23 protein-coding genes are annotated in these 20,185 nt (G+C 56.7%); 9 read left to right on the plus strand and 14 right to left on the minus strand.

Annotated features, from left to right (window positions below):
• On the minus strand, positions 1–1,365 hold the full coding sequence (locus tag ACR0M3_RS08285; protein WP_480910230.1) for a 1-acyl-sn-glycerol-3-phosphate acyltransferase: 1,365 nt from the start codon (positions 1,363–1,365) through the stop codon (positions 1–3).
• Between the two features lie 51 nt (positions 1,366–1,416).
• Here ACR0M3_RS08285 and ACR0M3_RS08290 point away from each other — a divergent pair, with 51 nt between their 5' ends.
• The 3 genes from ACR0M3_RS08290 to deoD all read left to right on the plus strand — a co-directional run bounded on the left by ACR0M3_RS08290 (position 1,417) and on the right by deoD (position 4,648).
• Positions 1,417–3,477 carry a methylmalonyl-CoA mutase family protein gene (locus tag ACR0M3_RS08290; protein WP_480910232.1) on the plus strand — a complete coding sequence of 687 codons (2,061 nt, stop codon included), beginning with the start codon at positions 1,417–1,419 and terminating at the stop codon, positions 3,475–3,477.
• 124 nt (positions 3,478–3,601) lie between these two features.
• Positions 3,602–3,919 (plus strand): H-NS histone family protein, encoded by a 318-nt coding sequence (locus ACR0M3_RS08295; RefSeq protein WP_267363820.1) that lies wholly within the window; start codon positions 3,602–3,604, stop codon positions 3,917–3,919.
• Between the two features lie 18 nt (positions 3,920–3,937).
• On the plus strand, positions 3,938–4,648 hold the full coding sequence (gene deoD / locus ACR0M3_RS08300) for a purine-nucleoside phosphorylase (RefSeq protein WP_480558821.1): 711 nt from the start codon (positions 3,938–3,940) through the stop codon (positions 4,646–4,648).
• A gap of 24 nt (positions 4,649–4,672) precedes the next feature.
• On the opposite strand, the gene ACR0M3_RS08305 is transcribed toward deoD, so the two are convergent.
• From ACR0M3_RS08305 to ACR0M3_RS08360, 12 genes are all read right to left on the minus strand, one after another.
• Positions 4,673–5,536, minus strand: a complete 864-nt coding sequence (locus ACR0M3_RS08305) for an urea carboxylase-associated family protein (protein ID WP_480910234.1) — start codon at positions 5,534–5,536, stop codon at positions 4,673–4,675.
• A gap of 290 nt (positions 5,537–5,826) precedes the next feature.
• The gene (locus ACR0M3_RS08310) at positions 5,827–5,967 is read right to left on the minus strand and encodes a hypothetical protein (RefSeq protein WP_267363816.1); all 141 of its coding nucleotides are present in this window, start codon (positions 5,965–5,967) and stop codon (positions 5,827–5,829) included.
• Positions 5,968–6,089: 122 nt separating this feature from the next.
• The gene (locus ACR0M3_RS08315) at positions 6,090–6,869 is read right to left on the minus strand and encodes a succinate dehydrogenase iron-sulfur subunit (protein ID WP_152456842.1); all 780 of its coding nucleotides are present in this window, start codon (positions 6,867–6,869) and stop codon (positions 6,090–6,092) included.
• A gap of 31 nt (positions 6,870–6,900) precedes the next feature.
• On the minus strand, positions 6,901–7,527 hold the full coding sequence (locus tag ACR0M3_RS08320) for a sulfotransferase (protein WP_480910236.1): 627 nt from the start codon (positions 7,525–7,527) through the stop codon (positions 6,901–6,903).
• Between the two features lie 96 nt (positions 7,528–7,623).
• Positions 7,624–9,429, minus strand: coding sequence for a succinate dehydrogenase flavoprotein subunit (sdhA, locus tag ACR0M3_RS08325; RefSeq protein WP_267363813.1), 1,806 nt, complete (start codon positions 9,427–9,429; stop codon positions 7,624–7,626).
• Between the two features lie 18 nt (positions 9,430–9,447).
• Positions 9,448–9,819: a succinate dehydrogenase, hydrophobic membrane anchor protein gene (sdhD, locus tag ACR0M3_RS08330; protein ID WP_267363812.1), complete on the minus strand. Its 372-nt coding sequence runs from the start codon at positions 9,817–9,819 to the stop codon at positions 9,448–9,450.
• Positions 9,820–9,832: 13 nt separating this feature from the next.
• A complete protein-coding gene (gene sdhC, locus ACR0M3_RS08335; RefSeq protein WP_267363810.1) occupies positions 9,833–10,219 on the minus strand; it encodes a succinate dehydrogenase, cytochrome b556 subunit in 387 nt (128 codons plus the stop codon).
• A 215-nt stretch (positions 10,220–10,434) separates the two neighbouring features.
• A complete protein-coding gene (locus tag ACR0M3_RS08340) occupies positions 10,435–11,097 on the minus strand; it encodes a DUF1194 domain-containing protein (RefSeq protein ID WP_480585574.1) in 663 nt (220 codons plus the stop codon).
• Between the two features lie 54 nt (positions 11,098–11,151).
• A complete protein-coding gene (locus tag ACR0M3_RS08345) occupies positions 11,152–12,180 on the minus strand; it encodes a MaoC family dehydratase (protein ID WP_480773324.1) in 1,029 nt (342 codons plus the stop codon).
• On the minus strand, positions 12,180–12,386 hold the full coding sequence (locus tag ACR0M3_RS08350) for a DUF1737 domain-containing protein (protein ID WP_480538983.1): 207 nt from the start codon (positions 12,384–12,386) through the stop codon (positions 12,180–12,182). The genes ACR0M3_RS08345 and ACR0M3_RS08350 overlap by 1 nt, the downstream gene beginning before the upstream one ends.
• Before the next feature lie 12 nt (positions 12,387–12,398).
• Positions 12,399–12,953 (minus strand): NnrU family protein, encoded by a 555-nt coding sequence (locus ACR0M3_RS08355; protein ID WP_480910238.1) that lies wholly within the window; start codon positions 12,951–12,953, stop codon positions 12,399–12,401.
• Between the two features lie 6 nt (positions 12,954–12,959).
• Complete coding sequence (locus ACR0M3_RS08360; protein ID WP_480910239.1) at positions 12,960–13,817, minus strand: HpcH/HpaI aldolase/citrate lyase family protein; 858 nt, start codon at positions 13,815–13,817, stop codon at positions 12,960–12,962.
• A gap of 169 nt (positions 13,818–13,986) precedes the next feature.
• On the opposite strand from ACR0M3_RS08360, the gene ACR0M3_RS08365 reads away from it, so the two are divergent.
• Entirely contained in the window at positions 13,987–14,292 is a 306-nt protein-coding gene (locus tag ACR0M3_RS08365; protein ID WP_480910241.1) for a hypothetical protein, read from the plus strand.
• On the opposite strand, the gene ACR0M3_RS08370 is transcribed toward ACR0M3_RS08365, so the two are convergent.
• On the minus strand, positions 14,293–15,048 hold the full coding sequence (locus ACR0M3_RS08370; protein WP_267363195.1) for a sulfite exporter TauE/SafE family protein: 756 nt from the start codon (positions 15,046–15,048) through the stop codon (positions 14,293–14,295).
• A 161-nt stretch (positions 15,049–15,209) separates the two neighbouring features.
• On the opposite strand from ACR0M3_RS08370, the gene mdh reads away from it, so the two are divergent.
• From mdh to sucD, 5 genes are all read left to right on the plus strand, one after another.
• Positions 15,210–16,172 carry a malate dehydrogenase gene (mdh, locus tag ACR0M3_RS08375; RefSeq protein WP_267363196.1) on the plus strand — a complete coding sequence of 321 codons (963 nt, stop codon included), beginning with the start codon at positions 15,210–15,212 and terminating at the stop codon, positions 16,170–16,172.
• Positions 16,173–16,480: 308 nt separating this feature from the next.
• Positions 16,481–17,674 carry an ADP-forming succinate--CoA ligase subunit beta gene (sucC, locus tag ACR0M3_RS08380; protein WP_267363198.1) on the plus strand — a complete coding sequence of 398 codons (1,194 nt, stop codon included), beginning with the start codon at positions 16,481–16,483 and terminating at the stop codon, positions 17,672–17,674.
• Between the two features lie 79 nt (positions 17,675–17,753).
• Entirely contained in the window at positions 17,754–18,287 is a 534-nt protein-coding gene (locus ACR0M3_RS08385; RefSeq protein WP_480773328.1) for a hypothetical protein, read from the plus strand.
• A 131-nt stretch (positions 18,288–18,418) separates the two neighbouring features.
• Complete coding sequence (locus ACR0M3_RS08390; RefSeq protein WP_480910243.1) at positions 18,419–19,246, plus strand: glycosyltransferase family 25 protein; 828 nt, start codon at positions 18,419–18,421, stop codon at positions 19,244–19,246.
• Positions 19,247–19,259: 13 nt separating this feature from the next.
• Positions 19,260–20,141 carry a succinate--CoA ligase subunit alpha gene (gene sucD, locus ACR0M3_RS08395; RefSeq protein ID WP_209506539.1) on the plus strand — a complete coding sequence of 294 codons (882 nt, stop codon included), beginning with the start codon at positions 19,260–19,262 and terminating at the stop codon, positions 20,139–20,141.
• Positions 20,142–20,185 lie beyond the last annotated feature (44 nt).

Raw genomic sequence — 20,185 nt, forward strand, 5'->3', positions numbered from 1 at the left:
TTATTTTGCATCCGCAGAATCAGGGAGGCGCGCTGCCACCGGTACAGATGCTGCATAATACTCCAGCAGATCACCGCGTTGCCCAGATGCAGAAAGAATATGCCCCTGCCGCTTGAGTATCCGCCGTTCAATCAACTGGTCCAATGCGCTTGATATGGCCGATGCATTGTCTTGGGTCTGCTTACCGTCGCGTTCCATCATCGCCTGAATAGAGGACCGCAGTTCCTGTTCCGCCATCGGCCCATTGTCACGTATCAGCAAACAGGCCGCAGGGGCCGGGACCAACGGGATCGCGTTCTGAATACGCTGCATCAATGTACGCGCCAGATCGGTCATCATGTCGTCACTACCCTCGGCCCGGAACTCTTTCAGAGAAATCGGCAGCCCGTACCGGACCGATGCCAGCCCAAACCGCTTGTAGCGCCCGATCACTCGCCGCCAGATCTGTTTGAGAATCCAACGCGTGATGACCCCGATCCTCGCCCGGAAACGACGTTCTGTTCCCAACGCCGCGCGGGTCAGAATGGTGTCTTCAAGCACACGGTCATAATTCAAAGCGACGGGAACGAATACAACATCACGCCCCTGCGACGTCGTCCCATCCATTATGTACTTGAGCAATCCAAGCTTTGGGCGGGCGAGCGCTCCTGTCAGGCTTAAACCACCTTCTGGAAACATGGCTTGCGTCACTCCGGCTTCGGTCGCATGGCGCACATAGGTGGACAAAACCTGCCGGTAGAGCTCGCTGCCTGACTTGCGCCGGATAAAGTAGGCCCCCATTGCACGGATCAACCGACTGAGCGGCCAAACCCGAGCCCATTCTCCTACCGCGTAGGATAAAGCAGAATGCGGGGCCGCCAGATATGTAACCAACACGTAGTCCATGTTGCTTCTGTGGTTCATCACAAAAACAACGGTTGCATCAGGGTCGATAGTCCTGACCGCGTCTTCGTCTTCGTAGCTAAGCCGCACCTCGTAGAACGTATTGCTTAGCAGCCGGGCCAAACGGATCGCAAAACTGAAATAGGCGAAGGCGGAAAAGGACGGCACTATTTCGCGGGCATAGCGGCGTGCCTGCTCGGACGCGACAGCTTCGGGTATTCCGGTTTCAAGGGCGTGATGCTGGACCGCTTTACCGACCTGTGGATCATAAATCAGCCGTTGAATCATGTCGTGCCGACGGGCCAGCTTGAACGGTTGGATCGGACGTTGCAGGCGCTGGTTCAAACGCGCCACGGCACGTTCCAACCGGCGGCGGAAGAACCATCGGACTGACGGGAACAGGAAATGTGAAGCGAAAGTAACCATGGCAAAGACCACGATCAGCACAAAAAGCCAAAGCGGAAGTTCCACGGTTTGCGTCATGGCCGCACCTTGCCACCAATCGCAGCTGCTCACAATCTGAACAATTGCAGGATGCCGCAACGCAGCGAATTGACTTGTCCCGAAAATTGCGCTTTAGAACCCATAGACGTAATTTTATTGCCCACCGAAACGCGAGGCCCCTTCATGACGCAGATGCAGAAAGATCGCCCCTGGCTCATCCGGACCTATGCCGGTCATTCTACCGCCAAGGCCTCGAACGCGCTATATCGTGGCAACCTCGCCAAAGGGCAAACCGGTCTTTCGGTAGCCTTCGATCTACCCACCCAGACCGGATATGACAGTGACCACACGTTGGCACGTGGTGAAGTTGGCAAGGTCGGGGTGCCCGTCTGCCATCTGGGCGATATGCGGGTTTTGTTCGATCAGATTCCGCTGGAACAGATGAACACGTCAATGACGATCAACGCGACCGCCCCTTGGTTGCTTGCCCTTTACATCGCCGCAGCCGAGGAACAAGGCGCTGACGTTTCCAAGTTGCAGGGCACAGTCCAGAACGACCTGATCAAGGAGTATCTGAGCCGGGGCACTTATGTCTGTCCGCCAAAACCGTCGCTGAAGATGATCGCGGACGTGGCCGAGTATTGCTATTCCAATGTCCCCAAGTGGAACCCGATGAATGTGTGTTCCTATCATTTGCAAGAGGCTGGCGCGACACCGGAACAAGAACTTGCTTATGCGCTGGCAACAGCCATCGCCGTGCTGGACGAATTGCGCCCACGAGTACCTGCCGAGGATTTCCCCGCGCTCTGCGGCCGGATTTCCTTTTTTGTGAATGCTGGCATCCGCTTTGTCACTGAAATGTGCAAAATGCGCGCATTTGTCGATCTTTGGGACGAAATTCTGCAACAGCGATATGGTGTCGAGAACCCAAAGTTCCGCCGCTTCCGCTATGGTGTGCAGGTGAACTCTCTGGGGCTGACCGAGCAACAACCTGAGAACAATGTCTACCGCATCCTAATCGAGATGCTGGCCGTAACCCTGTCGAAGAATGCACGCGCCCGTGCGGTGCAGTTGCCTGCCTGGAACGAGGCGCTTGGCCTGCCACGCCCCTGGGACCAGCAATGGTCCATGCGGATGCAGCAGATTCTGGCCTATGAAACTGACCTGTTGGAATTCGATGACCTGTTCGATGGCAACCCTGCCGTTGATGGCAAGGTCGAAGAATTGAAAGCAGGCGCGCGGGCAGAGCTTGCGAATCTGGATGCGATGGGCGGTGCGGTTGCATCAATCGAGTATATGAAATCCCGCCTTGTGGATTCCAACGCTGAACGTCTGAACCGGATCGAACGCAACGAAACTGTGGTCGTCGGCGTGAACAAATGGATGGAAGGCGAGGCTTCGCCCCTTCAGACCGAAGATGGCGGCATCATGGTCGTTGATCCTGCGGTAGAACAGGAACAGATCGACCGCCTGAACGCGTGGCGGGCTGAGCGCGACGAAGCGGCTGTTACAGCGACCTTGTCCGCGTTGCGCCAGGCGGCTCAGACAGGAGCGAACGTCATGGAGCCGTCCATTGCCGCTGCCAAGGCGGGTGTGACAACCGGGGAGTGGGCCGAAGAGATGCGCAAGGTTTTCGGCACTTATCGTGGCCCGACCGGCGTTTCCGGTTCGGTCTCGAACAAGACCGAAGGGTTGGAGGACCTGCGCGCGGCGGTTGATGCCGTCAGCGACAAACTGGGACGGCGCCTGAAATTCCTGGTTGGAAAACCGGGGTTGGACGGCCATTCCAACGGCGCCGAACAAATCGCGTTCCGTGCCCGCGACTGCGGCATGGATATCAGCTATGAGGGTATCCGGCTGACCCCGGAAGAAATTGTCACCTCAGCCCGCGATGATGACGCACATGTCATCGGGTTGTCGATCCTGTCCGGTAGCCATCTGCCTTTGGTCGAAGATGTAATGGATCGGCTGCAAAAGGCTGGCCTGTCTCACATTCCCGTGGTTGTCGGCGGAATTATTCCGGATGAAGATGCCGCAAAATTGAAAGCCATGGGTGTAGCCAAGGTTTACACCCCCAAAAACTTTGAACTTAATGCGATCATGAGCGATATTGTAACGCTGGTTGACCCCAAAAACCTCGCAGCCGAGTAACTGAGGTTTTAGAACCTTAATTCCCCGTTTCTTCGCTTTGGATATTTGGGATGGAATAAACCATTCGCTAGAATTACGGTGCGCGCTCAAGTGTACCGTAAAATATATCCTTTGGAGATGAATGATGGGGTTCAATCTTGAACAGATGTCGCGCAAAGACCTTTTGGCATTGCGCGACGATGTCGAAAAAGCCTTGGTAGGAGCGGAAAAACGCGAGCGCCGTGAGGCTTTGAAAGCCGCAGAAAAAGCTGCCGCAGAATTCGGGTATTCGCTGTCCGAACTTTCAGGCGATGCACCCCGCGCATCCAAGCAAAAGAAAACAAAAGAAAAATACCGCAATCCTGGCAATCCGGAACAAACCTGGACAGGTCGTGGCCGCAAACCGAAATGGGTGCATGACGCGTTGCAGGCGGGCGCCGATATTTCCGATCTAGAAATCTGATCAGGGCGGAGCGAAACAATGACAATTCATATCGGCGCTGAAAAAGGCGAAATTGCAGAAACTGTCCTATTACCCGGAGATCCTTATCGGGCGAAATGGGCAGCCGAGACGTTTTTGGACGATGTGAAACAGGTCAACAACGTCCGGGGAATGCTTGGGTTTACCGGAAATTGGAAGGGAAATCCTGTAACGATACAGGGTAGCGGCATGGGAATGCCCTCGCTCTCCATTTACGTAAACGAGTTAATTCGCGATTACGGTGCAAAAACCCTGATCCGAATTGGGTCGTGTGGCGGAATGCAGGACAGTGTCAAAATTCGAGACGTCATTCTGGCAATGACTTCGACGACGCTGAGTACGCCGTCACGCGGTATCATGAAAGAACTGAATTTTGCGCCCTGCGCCGATTGGAGCTTGTTGCAGGCGGCCGCGAAGGTGGCGGCTGCCAAAGGAACCCCTACCCATGTCGGTGGGATTTATTCTTCGGACGTTTTCTATGATGAGCGCCCGGACCTGAACGAACAGATGGTGCGTCACGGGATTCTCGGCGTCGAAATGGAGGCGGCCGAGCTCTATATCCTGGCAGCGCGCCACAAATGTCGTGCTCTGGCAGTTCTCACCGTTTCCGATCACCTTCTGACGGGAGAGGCTCTGCCATCCTCGGAACGTGAAAGCAGCTTTGGAGACATGGTGGAAATCGCGCTACAGGCCGCATTCCCGGGCAACTAGCAGTAAGGTGGGTGCCCGCCGATCCTAACGCCCGTGCGTGCGATCATAGCCATTGCGCGCCGGGCTTTCCCAGCCATCCAGGTCTGTGACCGTCGCGGCAAATGTTTCGACCAACAAGGGATAACACGCGGCGGTGTCCGAGGAATGCTCGGACGAGCAATCCCCACCCGGACAGGCGCTGAGATTGCCAAGCAGATCGATTTCGGCAAAGAATTCCAGATAGTCGCCGGGGCGAACGGGCGATGCTTTCATGAAATACTGACCAGTATCCCGAGTGAAACCAGTACACATGAAGACGTTCAGAACGTCGTGCACCGCGGGTTCGGCCTCATCCATCGGGATATTCAGATGATCCGCCAACGCGCGGGTCAGGTTGGAATGGCAGCAATGATGATACTGCGTGCCGGACAGCAAATTGCCCGTATATGGATCACAACGCGTGCCAATCACGTCATGAACCGACCCCCCATGGGTATCGATCCCGTACCATTCCAGTGTATCCGCTATGATCGTGGCCATCGGCCGCAGATGTGGGAAACTGGACCACATCCGCTCTCCGGTGGTCAGGTGCGTGCCATGCAGAGCCCGCGTTTTTCCGGAATAAAAGCGCTCGGACAAATCATTGCGGTTCCACAGGTTCAAATCGCCAACCTGCGGGCCTTGAACCGATGTGATGCGAAAGAAATGCCCGGCAGGTACATCAAAACAGCGCGCCTCACGCGGAGGAACCAGGACTTCGCCGGTTTGGACTGCCCGTTGGCGTACAGATCTGATCCAGGGCAAATCTGGTCGCGGCAAGGCATCGTTCGGATAACAAATGACAGGGGCGACCGAACGACGGGCTTCGGCATCTTCTGGGGGGCGGGCAGTATTCTCAGAACCGGTCATGGCGTGCAGAGTGGCGGATTCTATGGCTCGCGAAAAGCCCTATTCTCAACCATCACTTGCCTTAAGACAGCGCATAGGTTGGTCCGGCGCAGCGACTGCCGCTCCACAAAAGCTACACCGCCAGATGCCATGGCGTCTGTCCTGTCGCCAACGACAATCCCGTGTCAGCGTGGAATGGCGCGACCGCCAGAAAAAATAGGCGAACACTCCGGCGGCCAACAAAAGCAGAAGAACAGGCATTCCTCTGCTTTGCCGATTGACCGAAGTTTTTCAAGGGCTGTCGTATTGGATCAGGCCGCGTTTGCGTATTCGAACAGCTCGGGCTCTTTGTCGGCTTTAACCGGTTCCGGCGTGTAGTAGGCCCATGCCTGCTCCAGCAGTTTCAGCGCCTCTTTAGCGTCGATTTTTTGTTTGGATGTGTTTGCATTCATTGGAGTGATCCTGTCTCGAACTCATCACTCCTCCCTGAGCGAAAAATAAGGCAATGCAGCCGAGGCTACATCGCCTTATTTTGCAAGATCGACATGCGTTTACAGCAATTCAGTGCAGGTGATTATACCGCGCGTTCGACCATCATCTTTTTAATCTCGGCAATCGCCTTGGCCGGGTTCAGACCTTTGGGGCAGGTCTTGGCGCAATTCATGATGGTGTGGCAGCGATAGAGCTTGAACGGATCTTCCAACTCGTCCAGGCGCTCACCCGTGGCCTCATCCCGGCTGTCGATGATCCAGCGGTATGCGTGCAGCAGAGCAGCGGGACCAAGATACCGATCGCCGTTCCACCAATAGCTCGGGCACGAGGTCGAGCAGCTGGCGCACATCACACATTCATAGAGACCGTCCAGCTTTTTCCGGTCTTCGATCGACTGCTTCCATTCCTTTGCAGGGCGGTTGGTCTTGGTTTCCAGCCACGGCATGATCGACGCATGCTGGGCATAAAAATGGGTCAGATCAGGGATCAGATCTTTGACCACAGGCATATGCGGCAGCGGATAGATCTTCACGTCGCCCTTGATCTCATCCATGCCATAGATACAGGCTAGCGTGTTGATCCCATCGATATTCATCGCGCACGAGCCGCAAATACCCTCGCGGCATGAACGGCGAAATGTCAGGGTCGGGTCGATTTCGTTCTTGATCTTGATCAGCGCGTCCAAAACCATCGGCCCGCACGTGTCCATATCGACAAAGTAGGTATCGACACGGGGGTTCTGACCATCATCCGGGTTCCAGCGATAGATCTGGAACTTGCGCACATTGGTCGCGCCATCCGGCTTTGGCCAGGTCTTGCCGGTCGTAATCCGGGAATTTTTGGGCAGGGTCAGTTGAACCATGTCAATTCTCCATTCAGCACAAGGCCGCCTTTCAGCCTGTCCGGGCGCGCTGGGACGCCCCTTGGTTATAACGCCCCCAATGGGCGATGTTCACGTCAAAATCCGGCGCGAGCCAGTCCGCAACGCGTTGCGGATCATCACAGTCGATATCAAAGCGCAGGAATCGCGAGTTGCCGTTAAAATAGGCTTCTACCTCGGCATGGTGCACATCATACATATGCGCCCAGCCGTGTTTCACTTCATCCACACTCAGGCCATTGGCTTTGCAACACCGATCCAGATACCCGCCACCGGAATGGTTGGCACGCGAAACAATCCAGTCATCCTTGTCCCGTGTGTTCAGCAAGAAATAGGCATCCGGGTAAGCAGCATGCAATTCACGGAAGAAACGCGCCCCGTCCACCATGAAGCGGGAATTGACGAAAGCGATGTCTGTGAAGGCCCGCACCGCTCCAAACCCGTCCAATGGTCGTCGCCCCATGGCTATGTTGGTCAACATGCGGTGCGCAAGGTTTCGGCCCTGGTCATCTTCCCAATGAACCGACGGTATCCCGCTATTCTGAAACAGCCTGTGAAACGAGGTCGTCGCACAGCGGTTCAGCCCGATCAGGATGATCTTGGGATCGCCTGAACCGGATTGCAGGACCTCGACCGTCATGACAAGCACCGGACACGGACCGACCGCTGGCCAATGGCCGTTGCGGTCTTCGTGGGTATTTGGCGCTTGCTCACCATTGCCTGCTGTCCGAGCCTTTTAGAACGTACGTGCCTTGGGCGCGATTTTCTTCAGGCTGATGCCACCTTCGTCTTCGGTCGTCAGCGGATCGACGATCACGGGACGATAGCTAAGCTCGACCTGGTTGCCTTCGACCCGGCTAACCGTATGAACACGCCAATTTTCATCATCACGCGCAGAGAAATCTTCGTGCGCGTGGGCACCACGGGATTCCTTGCGCGCCTCTGCGCCGACGATCGTGGCCAGCGCGTTGGGCATCAGGTTGGTCAATTCCAGCGTTTCCATCAGGTCACTGTTCCAGACCAGCGACCGGTCGGTGACTTTCAGATCGTCCATCTTGGCAGCGATTGCCGTCATCTTCTCGACGCCTTCGGCCATGGTCTTGGCGGTACGGAATACGGCAGCATCCGCTTGCATGGTTTTCTGCATCTCAAGCCGCAACTCGGCGGTCGGGATGGAACCGCTGGCATTGCGCACCGCGTCGAACCGGTCAAAGGCCTTGTCGACCGATGCCTGGTTCAGAACTGGGTTCGCAGCTTCCGCATCCACGACTTTGCCTGCCCGGATCGCCGCCGCGCGGCCAAAGACCACAAGGTCAATCAGCGAGTTCGAGCCCAAGCGGTTCGCGCCGTGGACCGAGGCGCAACCGGCCTCGCCCACTGCCATCAGGCCCGGCACCACAGCTGTCGGGTTCTCGGCCGTTGGATTCAGAACTTCACCCCAATAGTTTGTGGGGATACCGCCCATGTTGTAATGCACGGTTGGCAGAACCGGGATCGGTTCCTTGGTGACATCCACGCCGGCAAAGATCTTGGCGCTTTCCGAAATGCCGGGAAGACGTTCTGCCAAAGCCTCGGCTGGCAGGTGACTGAGGTTCAGGTGAATATGATCCCCCTCCGCACCGACACCACGACCTTCGCGGATTTCCAAGGTCATCGAACGCGAGACGTAATCGCGCGGTGCCAGGTCCTTGTACTGGGGCGCATACCGCTCCATGAACCGTTCACCTTCCGAGTTGGTCAGGTAACCACCCTCACCACGCGCACCTTCGGTGATCAGGCATCCCGAACCGTAGATGCCGGTCGGGTGGAACTGGACGAATTCCATATCCTGCAGCGCCAAGCCCGCGCGGGCCACCATACCGCCACCGTCACCGGTGCAGGTATGGGCCGAGGTCGCGCTGAAATAGGCGCGGCCATACCCGCCGGTCGCCAGCACAACCATCTTGGCATTGAAGACATGCATCGTGCCATCGTCCAGCTTCCAGCAGACAACACCCTGACACTGACCGTCATCGGACATGATCAGGTCGATAGCGAAGTACTCGATATAAAACTCAGCATTGTTCTTCAGCGACTGGCCATAGAGCGTATGAAGGATCGCGTGGCCGGTCCTGTCCGCAGCGGCACAGGTGCGCTGTACTGCCGGGCCTTCGCCGAATTCAGTGGTGTGACCACCAAACGGGCGTTGATAGATCTTACCCTCTTCGGTTCGGCTGAACGGAACGCCATAGTGCTCCAGTTCGTAAACAGCCTTGGGCGCTTCCCGCGCGAGGTATTCCATCGCATCAGTGTCGCCCAGCCAATCCGAGCCTTTCACAGTGTCGTACATATGCCACTGCCAATGGTCGGGGCCCATGTTTGACAACGACGCGGCGATTCCGCCCTGAGCCGCCACGGTGTGCGAACGGGTTGGGAAAACCTTGGTCACACAGGCCGTGCGCAGACCCTGTTCCGCCATACCCAGCGTCGCCCGCAAACCGGCCCCACCGGCGCCGACAACGACCACGTCATATTCATGCGTTTCGTATTCGTATGCAGCCATTTCTTTCAGCTCCGGGAATTAGAGGGCAATGCGCGCGATGGCGAAGATACCAGCCGCTGCTGCGCCGTAGGACAGGCAAGTCAACAGAATGATCAGGACCTTTTCAAGCGTGCCGTGAACATAGTCTTCAAGCATCACCTGCGCACCGTCCGCGAAGTGTTTGAAGCCAACCGCCAGCGTCAGTGCTGCTACGATGGCAGGGAAAGGTCGCGAGTAGTAGTCGAGAACGACCTCGAATGGCTGGCCCAGGATCGGACCAAATGTAAATACAAACAACGGCACAAGGATCAGCAAAGCAACCGAGCTGACTTTCATCGCCCAGAAATGGGCAGTGCCGGATTTCGCCGAGCCAAGTCCAGCGGCGCGTTTGCGGTCGGTCAGATAACGCATGTCAGGCCTCCAATCACGCGACGAGGACAAGGGTCAGAAGGGTCAAGACGACCGATCCAATAACAACAGCCCAACCCAGCTTGGTCGCCGTCGGAAGGTCCAGACCAACCGCGTTGTCCCAGATCAGGTGCCGCACACCGGCCAACGTGTGATACCAAAGCCCCCAAACGGATAGCGCCATCACAAGGTCTCCAAGCATCGAGGTTATTACCCCATTCGCTACTGCAAACGCCTCGGGCGAAGTTGCTGCGGCCAGAAACCACCAGACGATCAACAGAGCTGCGAGCAGAAGGGCGTTGCCGGTGATGCGCGTCAGGATGGACGTGATCGACGTCAACTGCGGGCGATAAATCGACAGATGCGGCGAAAGTGGGCGATTGCCCCGATTTACATCGGCCATGGCGGCTCCTTTTCGGTTGGCTACCGAACGTTTTACTGGTTTTTGCGACACTGTCACGTGCTGCGAGTGCAAAAACTATCAAATTGCGCTCAATTACACGGATAATTCAAATATGTGATCACACAAAATAATCTCGTGATCACATATCACATTCCGCGCTGTCAATGTTAGCGTTTTCAAGGCCAAAGAGATGTGATCACGAATCTCTCAAGCCGTCATTTCAGGTCTGCTGTTTGCTGCGTCACTTCGCGCAGCAGTTTTCGGCGAATTCGTTCCGGGTAATCCGCGAACCCGGTGGCGGAAACGACAAAGGCACCTTCGCCCACGATGACATTCTCAAAGAAATACGCCGTCAGATCCGGTTCGCTTTCCTCAATAGCCAGCGCGTTGACAACGATCCCCTCGGCGCGCAGGGCCGCATGTACCCGCGTCGGCTCAATCCCTTCATTGGACACACCGTCCCCTGACAGGTCTATCAGGTGCCGTCGGCAGTCTGAAACCGAATCGAATGAACTCAGGGTCATTTGAAGCGCCTCACCGATTGCCGTCGAAAAATTCCGCCAGATGCGCGGATCGGCGGCAACCTGGTCTGCAAACTGATCCAGCGTGGCAAAGCTATCGATACGGGTCCAGGGAATAGTGATCCGCTGGCGCGATGATCCGGTCCACTGCACCAGCATCAGCCGCGCCTGCCCCCGCACCAGCGCCTCGGACACGATCGGGTCGCGCAAACCTGCGGCCAACCCATCCATCTGGATGCGATATTCGCTGCTATCGACTGAACCAGAAACATCCACGGCTAAAGCCAAGGCCAGATCGCAGGCCTGAGCCGCCGGTGCCAGAGTGACGCTGGCCAATATCGCGCGTAGCAGGTTCATTGTGCAAACCTATCACGCCTTGCAAGCCGTGGCGTCACATATCCGTCAGATCACCTATTTGGGCATCAATGCCCAATAGTCGAGATCCAGCAATACGTCTGGCAGGTACCGCCCTTCTTTGTTCTTCAGCTTGAACGGATCACCGCCTTTGGTCGCGACCAAACGCAATCGCACAGCGCCTATGCCGGGTACCCCGGTTTCCGCTTTGTCCAGAACTTCGGACCATGACTTGATCGTATCACCCGCAAAACAAGGGTTAGCATGGGCGCCACCATTCAAGCCGACAATCATCTGTGCATTTGCAAGGCCATTGAAGGACAATGTCCGCGCCATCGAGATTACATGCCCACCATAAATGAGCCTGCCTTCCGGACGGAACGTCAGATCGTAATGCACCTTGGCGGTGTTTTGCCAAAGACGTGTGGCCAGCATATGTTCGGCCTCTTCGACGGTGACACCATCCACATGATCGATGGTTTCACCGATCTCATAATCGCCCCAGCGATGCGCCTCGCCCGCGAGGGCAAAATCGTAGTTTGCAAAATCGAGCCCTTCCGGCACGGTCAGGTCCTGCGGATCAAGTACAGCCTTCAAATCAGGAACAACCGTCTCGGGCGCGGGTGCATCCATGTTTGCCTTACGCACCATGACCCAACGCACATATTCAAGAACCACCTCGTCCAATTGGTTCAACCCGCGGGTACGAACCCAGACAACACCGGTTTTTCCGTTGGAATTCTGCTTCAGGCCGATAACCTCTGATACGGATCGCAGCGTATCGCCAGCATAAACGGGCTTCAACCAACGGCCTTCGGCATAGCCAAGATTGGCAACCGCGTTCAAGGAAATGTCAGGCACGGTTTTGCCGAACACAATGTGGAACGCGGCCAGATCATCAATCGGGCTTTCCGGCAACCCACAGACCCGGGCAAATTCGTCCGAAGAGTAAAGCGCGTGACGTGCGGGATAAAGCGCGTGATACAAGCCGCGCTCTCCCTCGGTCACGGTGCGAGGTACTGCATGCTGCAATACCTGCCCTACAGAATAGTCCTCGAAAAATCGGCCCGGATTTGTTTTCGCCATTACTGCTGTCCCAGTTTCATGTCGGGGGAATAGTCGGCCTCGGCCTCTTTGGTCACGGCCTGCGCACAACGCATTACGTTGCCGTTGGCATCAAAGGCGTAAGCCGGGTCGCCATACAGCTCCCATCCTTTTGACAGGGCGTCGGACACCTTGTGACAGAAGGCCGAAGTGTCTTCTTCGGTCAGCAAGCGATAAAGTTTCGACATCAAATCAAATCCTTATGAGCCGAACGGAGATGGGCCAACCAGCCCGTGGATGTATCCGATAATTCCCATCAGAACGATCGAAGCCACAAAGAACATCGCATCCTTGCCGTAAGTGCCAGGCTCTGCCGGGGTCCACTCGGGTTCAGACTTGTTGATTACAATGACTTCGACCACCGCCCAGACCAGAAGGCCACCAAACAGGATGATCGAGGCCAGATCGCCGTTCACCAACAGGTGCGCAAAAGCCCACAGTTTGAACCCGCCCAGCATCGGGTGGCGCAGGTTGTTCAGCAGCCGGCCTTTTGTGCCCGCAGGGCTCATCATATAAATCGCGATCAAAACCAACAGGTTGTTGACGTGAACCAGAAAGGTTGGCGGCGCCCAAACATGGATGAAGTCGGTCATGCGATACCCGAAGATCATCAGAAGGATCGACGCGACCAAAGCCAGGGCAACAGCGCCTTTACCCGCGTCACCCATTGCGGCGCGGCGTTCAGGTGCCACACGTTTGAACAGATGCGCCCCCCACCACAGCGCCACACCCAAGATCAGAAGAACAAAGCCCATGCTGGCCTACCCCGCTTGCAAAGCTAATATCGCCTCTGCTTTTGCCAGAATTTCGCGGGCAGTTACAACGTGCAGATTTTCGACAATCTTGCCATCGACAACGGCGACCCCTTGGCCAAGCGCCTCGGCCTCTTCAAAGGCCGAGATCTGGCGGCGAGCCAGGTCGATCTCGTGATCCGATGGCGCGAAGGCAGTATTTGCCACTTCGACCTGGGCCGGGTGGATCAGCGTTTTGCCATCAAAGCCCATATCACGGCCCTGGGCACATTCGAAAGCCAGACCTTCGACATCCTTGAAGGCGTTGTAAACACCGTCGATGATAATCAGCCCTTCGGCCTTGGCGGCCAGCAAGCACAGCCCTAACGAGGACATCATAGGCAGGCGATCTGGGCGGAAGCGGGTTTGCAACTCTTTCGCCAGATCATTTGTTCCCATCACGAATCCGGCCATCAGCGGATGCGCGGCGATTTCTGCCGCGTTCAGCATTCCACGCGGCGTTTCCATCATGGCCCAGATCGGCAGATCTCCGGTGATCGCAGCCAGCGCATCCACGTCAGCCGCCGAATTCACCTTAGGCAACAGGACTACGTCGGCATCCATTTCGCGCGCAGCCTCGGCATCCGCACGGCCCCATTCGGTGTCCAACCCGTTTATCCGGACAATCTTGACGCGTGACTCGTAACCTCCGGCAGCCAAGGCCGCCTTAAGCGTTTCGCGCGCATTGTCCTTTTCGTCGGCCGCGACCGCATCTTCCAGATCGAAGATGATTGCATCTACCGGCAGAATGCGGGCCTTTTCCAAAGCCCTCTCCCGGGACCCAGGGATATAGAGAACCGAACGATAGGGGCGCTGACGAGGATCCATGGACCACTCCCATTGAAATAAAGTTGCGCGGAATGGGGCATTTTTTACCGGAAAGTTCAAGCCCAAAATTGCCGCACCGCAGCAAACAGGGCGCAACGTGCTTTGCCTTAACTGAATTTCGGCCCCTACGCCGCACCCTGACCAGCAGAGGGAACCGAAAGGATTCGGGATGCGAAAGACAATGTTCAAGATGACGATGGGACTTGGGATCATGGTTCTGGCGGCACAACAGGTACAGGCCCAGGGGCAAAACTGCGCACCGCGAGAGGATGTGCTAAGAAGGTTGACCGACACTTATGGCGAAACGCGCAGGGGCTTTGGTCTGGCCCAGCAAGGCGCAGTCATGGAACTTTTCGCCTCAGCTCAAAGCGGCAGCTGGACCATCACGGTGACCTTGCCCAACGGGGTCACCTGCCTCGTCGCTTCGGGGCAAGCTTTTGAGGCTGTAGCCGAAGCGCTGCCCCCGAACGCCTGATCAGGTAAGTGCGTCCCAGATCAGTTTACTGCCTGTGAGGGTCAGCAGCACATAAGCAATTCCAAAGAACAGGCGTTCGGACAACATGAAATGTGCGCGGACGCCCAGCCACGCACCGAGAACAGCAAACGGTGTTAACAGCATATCGGCCCATGCCGTCTGCCACGTGAACATGCCCAGATAAGCGTAGGGTACAAACTTCGCGATATTAATCACCCAGAAAACCAATACCGTACTGGCTTGAAACTCGGTCTTTGTCAGCCGTTGGGACAACAGGTAAACGGCAGCTGGAGGGCCTCCGGCATGGCTGACGAAGCTGGTGAAGCCCGCGACCAGCCCTGCAAACAGGCCAGCGGAGGGTGGCAACCGTCTGGCAAACCCGCGCACCCAGCCTTTTGACTGTGCGATGTGCCAGATCACGAACCCGACCGAGATGCCGCCGATCAGCAGGCGCAGCAGGTCATCATCCGTTGAGCGGTAAAGCCATGCCCCCATTGCCACACCGGGTACAGCACCCAGGATCAGCAGGCGCGCATCCCTCCAGCTCCACCGCTTCCAATAAGGGCCCAAAGTGGCCACATCGATCACCATCAGAATCGGCAGCATCAGGGCCAGGGCCTGCCCGGGCGTTAGGATCAAGGCCAGAATCGATGATGACGCAAAAGCCACGCCCGAGCCGAAACCGCCCTTTGAGATACCCGCAAATATCACCGCCGGGATCGCCACTGCAAAAAACATCAGGTTCAATTCAAACATGCACCGGTCCCGGTTTTGGCTTGTCTCAAAGGCCCTTTAGCGCAACCACATGGGGTCTCGCAAACGGTATGCGGTTGTATGCCACGTCGCAGAACTCTTGCCTAATGCCGTTTTAGCGACTAGCACAGCCGCGATTTCAAAACCGACCGGAGATATTCCAAATGGCCAGACCCAAGATTGCGCTGATCGGCGCGGGGAACATCGGCGGCACGCTTGCGCATCTTGCAGCTGTCAAAGAACTGGGTGACGTTGTCCTGTTTGACATTGCTGACGGATTGCCACAGGGCAAGGCGCTCGACATCGCCGAATCCGGCCCGTCCGAAGGCTTTGACGCTTCGATGAAAGGTACCAGCGACTATGCCGATATCGCTGGCGCGGATGTCTGCATCGTGACCGCAGGCGTAGCCCGCAAACCGGGCATGAGCCGCGATGACCTGCTGGGCATCAACCTGAAAGTCATGAAGTCGGTCGGCGAAGGTATCGCAGCGCATGCGCCCGATGCGTTCGTGATCTGCATCACCAACCCTCTGGACGCCATGGTCTGGGCGCTGCGCGAATTCTCGGGCCTGCCGCACAACAAAGTCTGCGGCATGGCTGGCGTGCTGGATTCAGCACGTTTCGCGCATTTCCTGTCGGAAGAGTTCAACGTCTCGATGCGCGATGTAACCGCGTTCGTATTGGGCGGACATGGCGACACCATGGTGCCGTCGGTTCGTTATTCGACCGTTGCCGGTATCCCGCTGCCTGATCTGGTTGAAATGGGCTGGACCTCGCAAGAAAAGCTGGATGCCATCGTACAGCGCACCCGTGATGGTGGCGCGGAAATCGTAGGCCTGCTGAAAACCGGGTCGGCTTATTACGCGCCCGCCACTTCGGCGATCGAAATGGCCGAAGCCTATCTGAAAGACCAGAAGCGTGTTCTGCCTTGTGCGGCGTACTGCAGCGGTGAATTAGGCGTTAACGGCCTTTATGTCGGGGTGCCGACGGTCATCGGCGCTGGTGGCGTCGAGCGCATCGTAAACATCAAGTTGAACGAAGACGAGCAAGCCGGTTTCGACAATTCGGTCAACGCCGTGAAAGGCCTGATCGAGGCATGCAAAGGCATCGACAGTTCACTGGCGTAAAACTGCCAGACAATCTGAATTTGAGACCGGCCCAATTATGGGCCGGTTTTCATTTGCCACCGCGGAATCCGGCCGCATATGTTGGCGCAAACGTCGCAAATCCCTTTTTTCGAATGTGATTTCAAAAAACTGTGCAGGATTATCGAATCAATTGATGACACTCGAGCTTTTGTGATCACACCCTAAAAACCCGTGATCACAAATGCTGAAAATCTTCGGCAATTTCCCGTCACAGGTCAAAAAACCCTTTAAATTTACCCGCTAGACACGCCTATAACGGTTAAACGCAGTCAGACGGGACAATTTCGATGAACATTCACGAATATCAGGCCAAGGCTCTTCTTCGCAGCTACGGCGCTCCGGTCTCCGATGGTCGCGCCGTGCTGCGCGCCGAGGAAGCCAAAACCGCAGCCGGTGAGCTGGATGGGCCGCTTTGGGTCGTCAAGGCGCAGATACACGCGGGTGGCCGTGGCAAAGGATCCTTCAAAGAAGCCGACGCTGGTGAAAAAGGCGGTGTCCGTCTGACGAAATCGGTCGAGGAAGCGGCCGAAGAAGCCAAGAAGATGCTGGGTCGCACTCTGGTCACCCATCAGACGGGTCCGGCAGGCAAGCAGGTCAACCGCATCTATATCGAAGCCGGTTCCGGCATCGAGCGTGAGTTGTACCTGGCCCTGCTGGTAGATCGTCAGACCAGCCGTATCTCGTTTGTCTGCTCGACCGAAGGCGGTATGGACATCGAAGAAGTCGCCGCCGCGACGCCCGAGAAAATCCTGTCCTTCTCGGTTGACCCCGCCACCGGCTACCAACCCTACCACGGTCGCCGCATCGCATTTTCGCTGGGGCTCGAGGGCGCGCAGGTCAAGCAATGTGTCAGGCTTATGGGCATCCTCTACAAAGCCTTCGTCGAGAAGGATATGGAGATGCTCGAGATCAACCCGCTGATCGTATCCGACAGCGGCGACCTGAAAGTGCTGGATGCCAAAGTTGGCTTTGACGGCAACGCGGTCTACCGCCACCCGGATATCGCTGAACTGCGCGACACGACCGAGGAAGACCCCAAGGAACTGGAAGCCAGCAAATACGACCTGAACTACATCGCACTGGACGGTGAGATCGGCTGTATGGTCAACGGTGCCGGTCTGGCGATGGCCACGATGGACATCATCAAGCTTTATGGGGCCGAGCCTGCCAACTTCCTCGACGTGGGCGGCGGTGCGACCAAAGAGAAGGTGACCGAAGCATTCAAGATCATCACCTCGGACCCGCAGGTCAAAGGTATTCTGGTCAACATCTTCGGCGGCATCATGCGCTGTGATGTTATCGCAGAGGGCGTGGTGGCTGCGGTGAAAGAGGTCGGGCTGCAAGTTCCGCTGGTCGTGCGTCTGGAAGGCACCAATGTCGAGAAAGGCAAAGAGATCATCAACAATTCGGGTCTGGACGTGATCGCGGCGGACAACCTGAAAGACGGTGCCGAGAAGATCGTGAAGGCGGTTAAGGGTTGAGCAGAGTGGGAGGAAGATTTGCAGAAATGCAAACCTTCCTCTGTCCTCGGGATGAGTATCACTTTCAAAGGCCGATTGAATGAATTTCCAGAAGATCTCCTTGGCAACCGCAATTCTTTTAGCTGGTTGCACGAACGCGCCGGTAACACGAAGCAGTGCAATTGAAGAAGCGAGTGTGCTGTTTGAAACGGTCTGCATGGCCAGCTTGGGTAATCCTTCTCAAGCAACTCAAACGCTGGAGAACTCAGGCCTTGAACGTATTTCTAACACGTCCGAGGGAGGAACTCGGTTCTTCAGTGAGCCGAATTGGATCTATGCAGTCACCGGAACCAGAACTTCTGATTTTGGAGCCAGGGGCAGGGTCGAGTATGACTACTGCTATATAGCGTCGAAAAACCTAACTTCCACTGACGTAGAAGAAATACAAAAGCGGATGGCTGCAAAGCACATCGATGGTTCATCTACTTATCAGACGACCAGAAGCTCTTCGAGAACTACGCTGAGAGCCGACAAACCCATTGCAGGGCGAAATGTCTACATCGTCTCCGGGCAACCTCCGAAACAACCCGCTGGACAGCAATACTCGTCCATCGAACTTCAACAGATAAGATAGCAAGCGAAGGAGCCACTAAAATGGCAGTCCTCATCGACGAAAATACCAAAGTGATCTGTCAGGGCTTTACCGGCTCGCGGACCGGATCGCTGTTGGTGCAGGCTGCCTGATCTCACTGGAATCGTAACCCCATGACCATCCCTATCTTCCTCATAGGCCTAGAACGCGCCACCGGGCGGGCGCGTTTGATGGCGCAGGAGCTGCAAAAGGCAGGCCTGTCGGCAACGCGCATCAACGCTGTTGATTGCGACGCCGCCACCCGTGAGGAATTCCTGCGTGAATGCCGGTCTGAGGGACCTTGGGGTTATTTCCATACCAAGGACATGGCCTGCACCCTCAGTCACGCCAAAGCGTGGGAGGCCGTTGTCGCCTCTGGCGCGGAGCAGGCTTTGATACTTGAGGATGATGTTTTCCTGTCGCCAGAACTGGCGGATTGGTTGAACGATGCATCCTGGTGGCCAGAGGATGCCGATATCGTGCGGTTCGAACGCTGGCGCAGCACAAAGCTTTACCTCGCACTTGAGCGCAAAAGCTCATCCCATCTGGGTCGGGAACTGCGCCTGATGCACTCACGCCACCCCGGCGGTGCCGCATATGCGTTGACCCGGCAAGCGGCAGAACACTTTCTGGCGCAAAAGCCCTATGACATCACGCTGGATGGCCTGTTGTTCAACCCGTCAGCCTCGGCTGCGGCGCGTCGGGTCAATGTCTATCAGGTGGTTCCTGCGATGGTCGAGCAAGGCAACGAAGCGCCGGGCGAAATCCAGATGGGTTTCCCCCGCGCACGCCCTACGGGCTGGCCGCTGGTCCGACAAAAAATCAGGCGCGGTATCGCCGAAATCAGCAGCGGCCTGCGCACGATGGCCGATCTGGCCCTTGGTCGCGCCACGCTTCAGAAAATCACCTATGCGCCGCAGGTTCTTCCAGCGGCTGAACCCTATCAATCCCACACCGCCTAGAGAAAGGGACAAAATGGCAGTCCTCATCGATGAAAACACCAAAGTGATCTGTCAGGGCTTTACCGGCTCGCAAGGTACATTCCACAGCGAACAGGCTATTGCCTATGGCACCAAGATGGTCGGCGGCGTGACCCCCGGCAAAGGCGGGATGGAGCATCTGGGCCTGCCCGTGTTCAACTCGGTCCACGAGGCCAAGCACGTGACCGAAGCCAACGCATCGGTGATCTACGTACCGCCCCCATTCGCGGCGGACTCGATCCTCGAAGCGATTGATGCCGAGATGGAAGTGATTGTCTGCATCACCGAAGGTATCCCGGTTCTGGACATGATGAAGGTAAAACGCGCGCTGGAAGGCAGCAAGTCGCGCCTGATCGGCCCGAACTGCCCCGGTGTCATCACGCCTGACGCCTGCAAGATCGGCATCATGCCCGGCCACATTCACAAACGCGGGAGCGTGGGTGTCGTTTCCCGCTCGGGTACGCTTACTTATGAAGCCGTGAAACAGACAACGGATGTAGGACTGGGCCAGTCCACCTGTGTGGGCATTGGCGGCGACCCGATCAAAGGGACTGAGCATATCGACGTGCTGGAATGGTTCCTGGCAGATGACGAGACCACTTCGATCATCATGATTGGCGAAATCGGCGGCTCGGCCGAGGAAGAGGCTGCGCAGTTCCTGGCCGATGAGGCCAAGAAAGGCCGCAAAAAGCCGGTTGCAGGCTTCATCGCAGGCCGCACAGCCCCTCCGGGCCGCCGCATGGGCCACGCGGGTGCGATTGTCGCCGGTGGCAAGGGCGGTGCCGAGGACAAGATCGAAGCCATGCGCTCGGCCGGTATCGTCGTGGCCGAAAGCCCGGCGCAGCTGGGAGAGGCTGTGTTGGAAGCGATTGGGTAAGTGATGGCTGCCGGTCGCACATGTGTGCAGAGGGCAGCGCCCGA

The sequence above is a fragment of the Ruegeria sp. O5 genome (assembly GCF_056535105.1).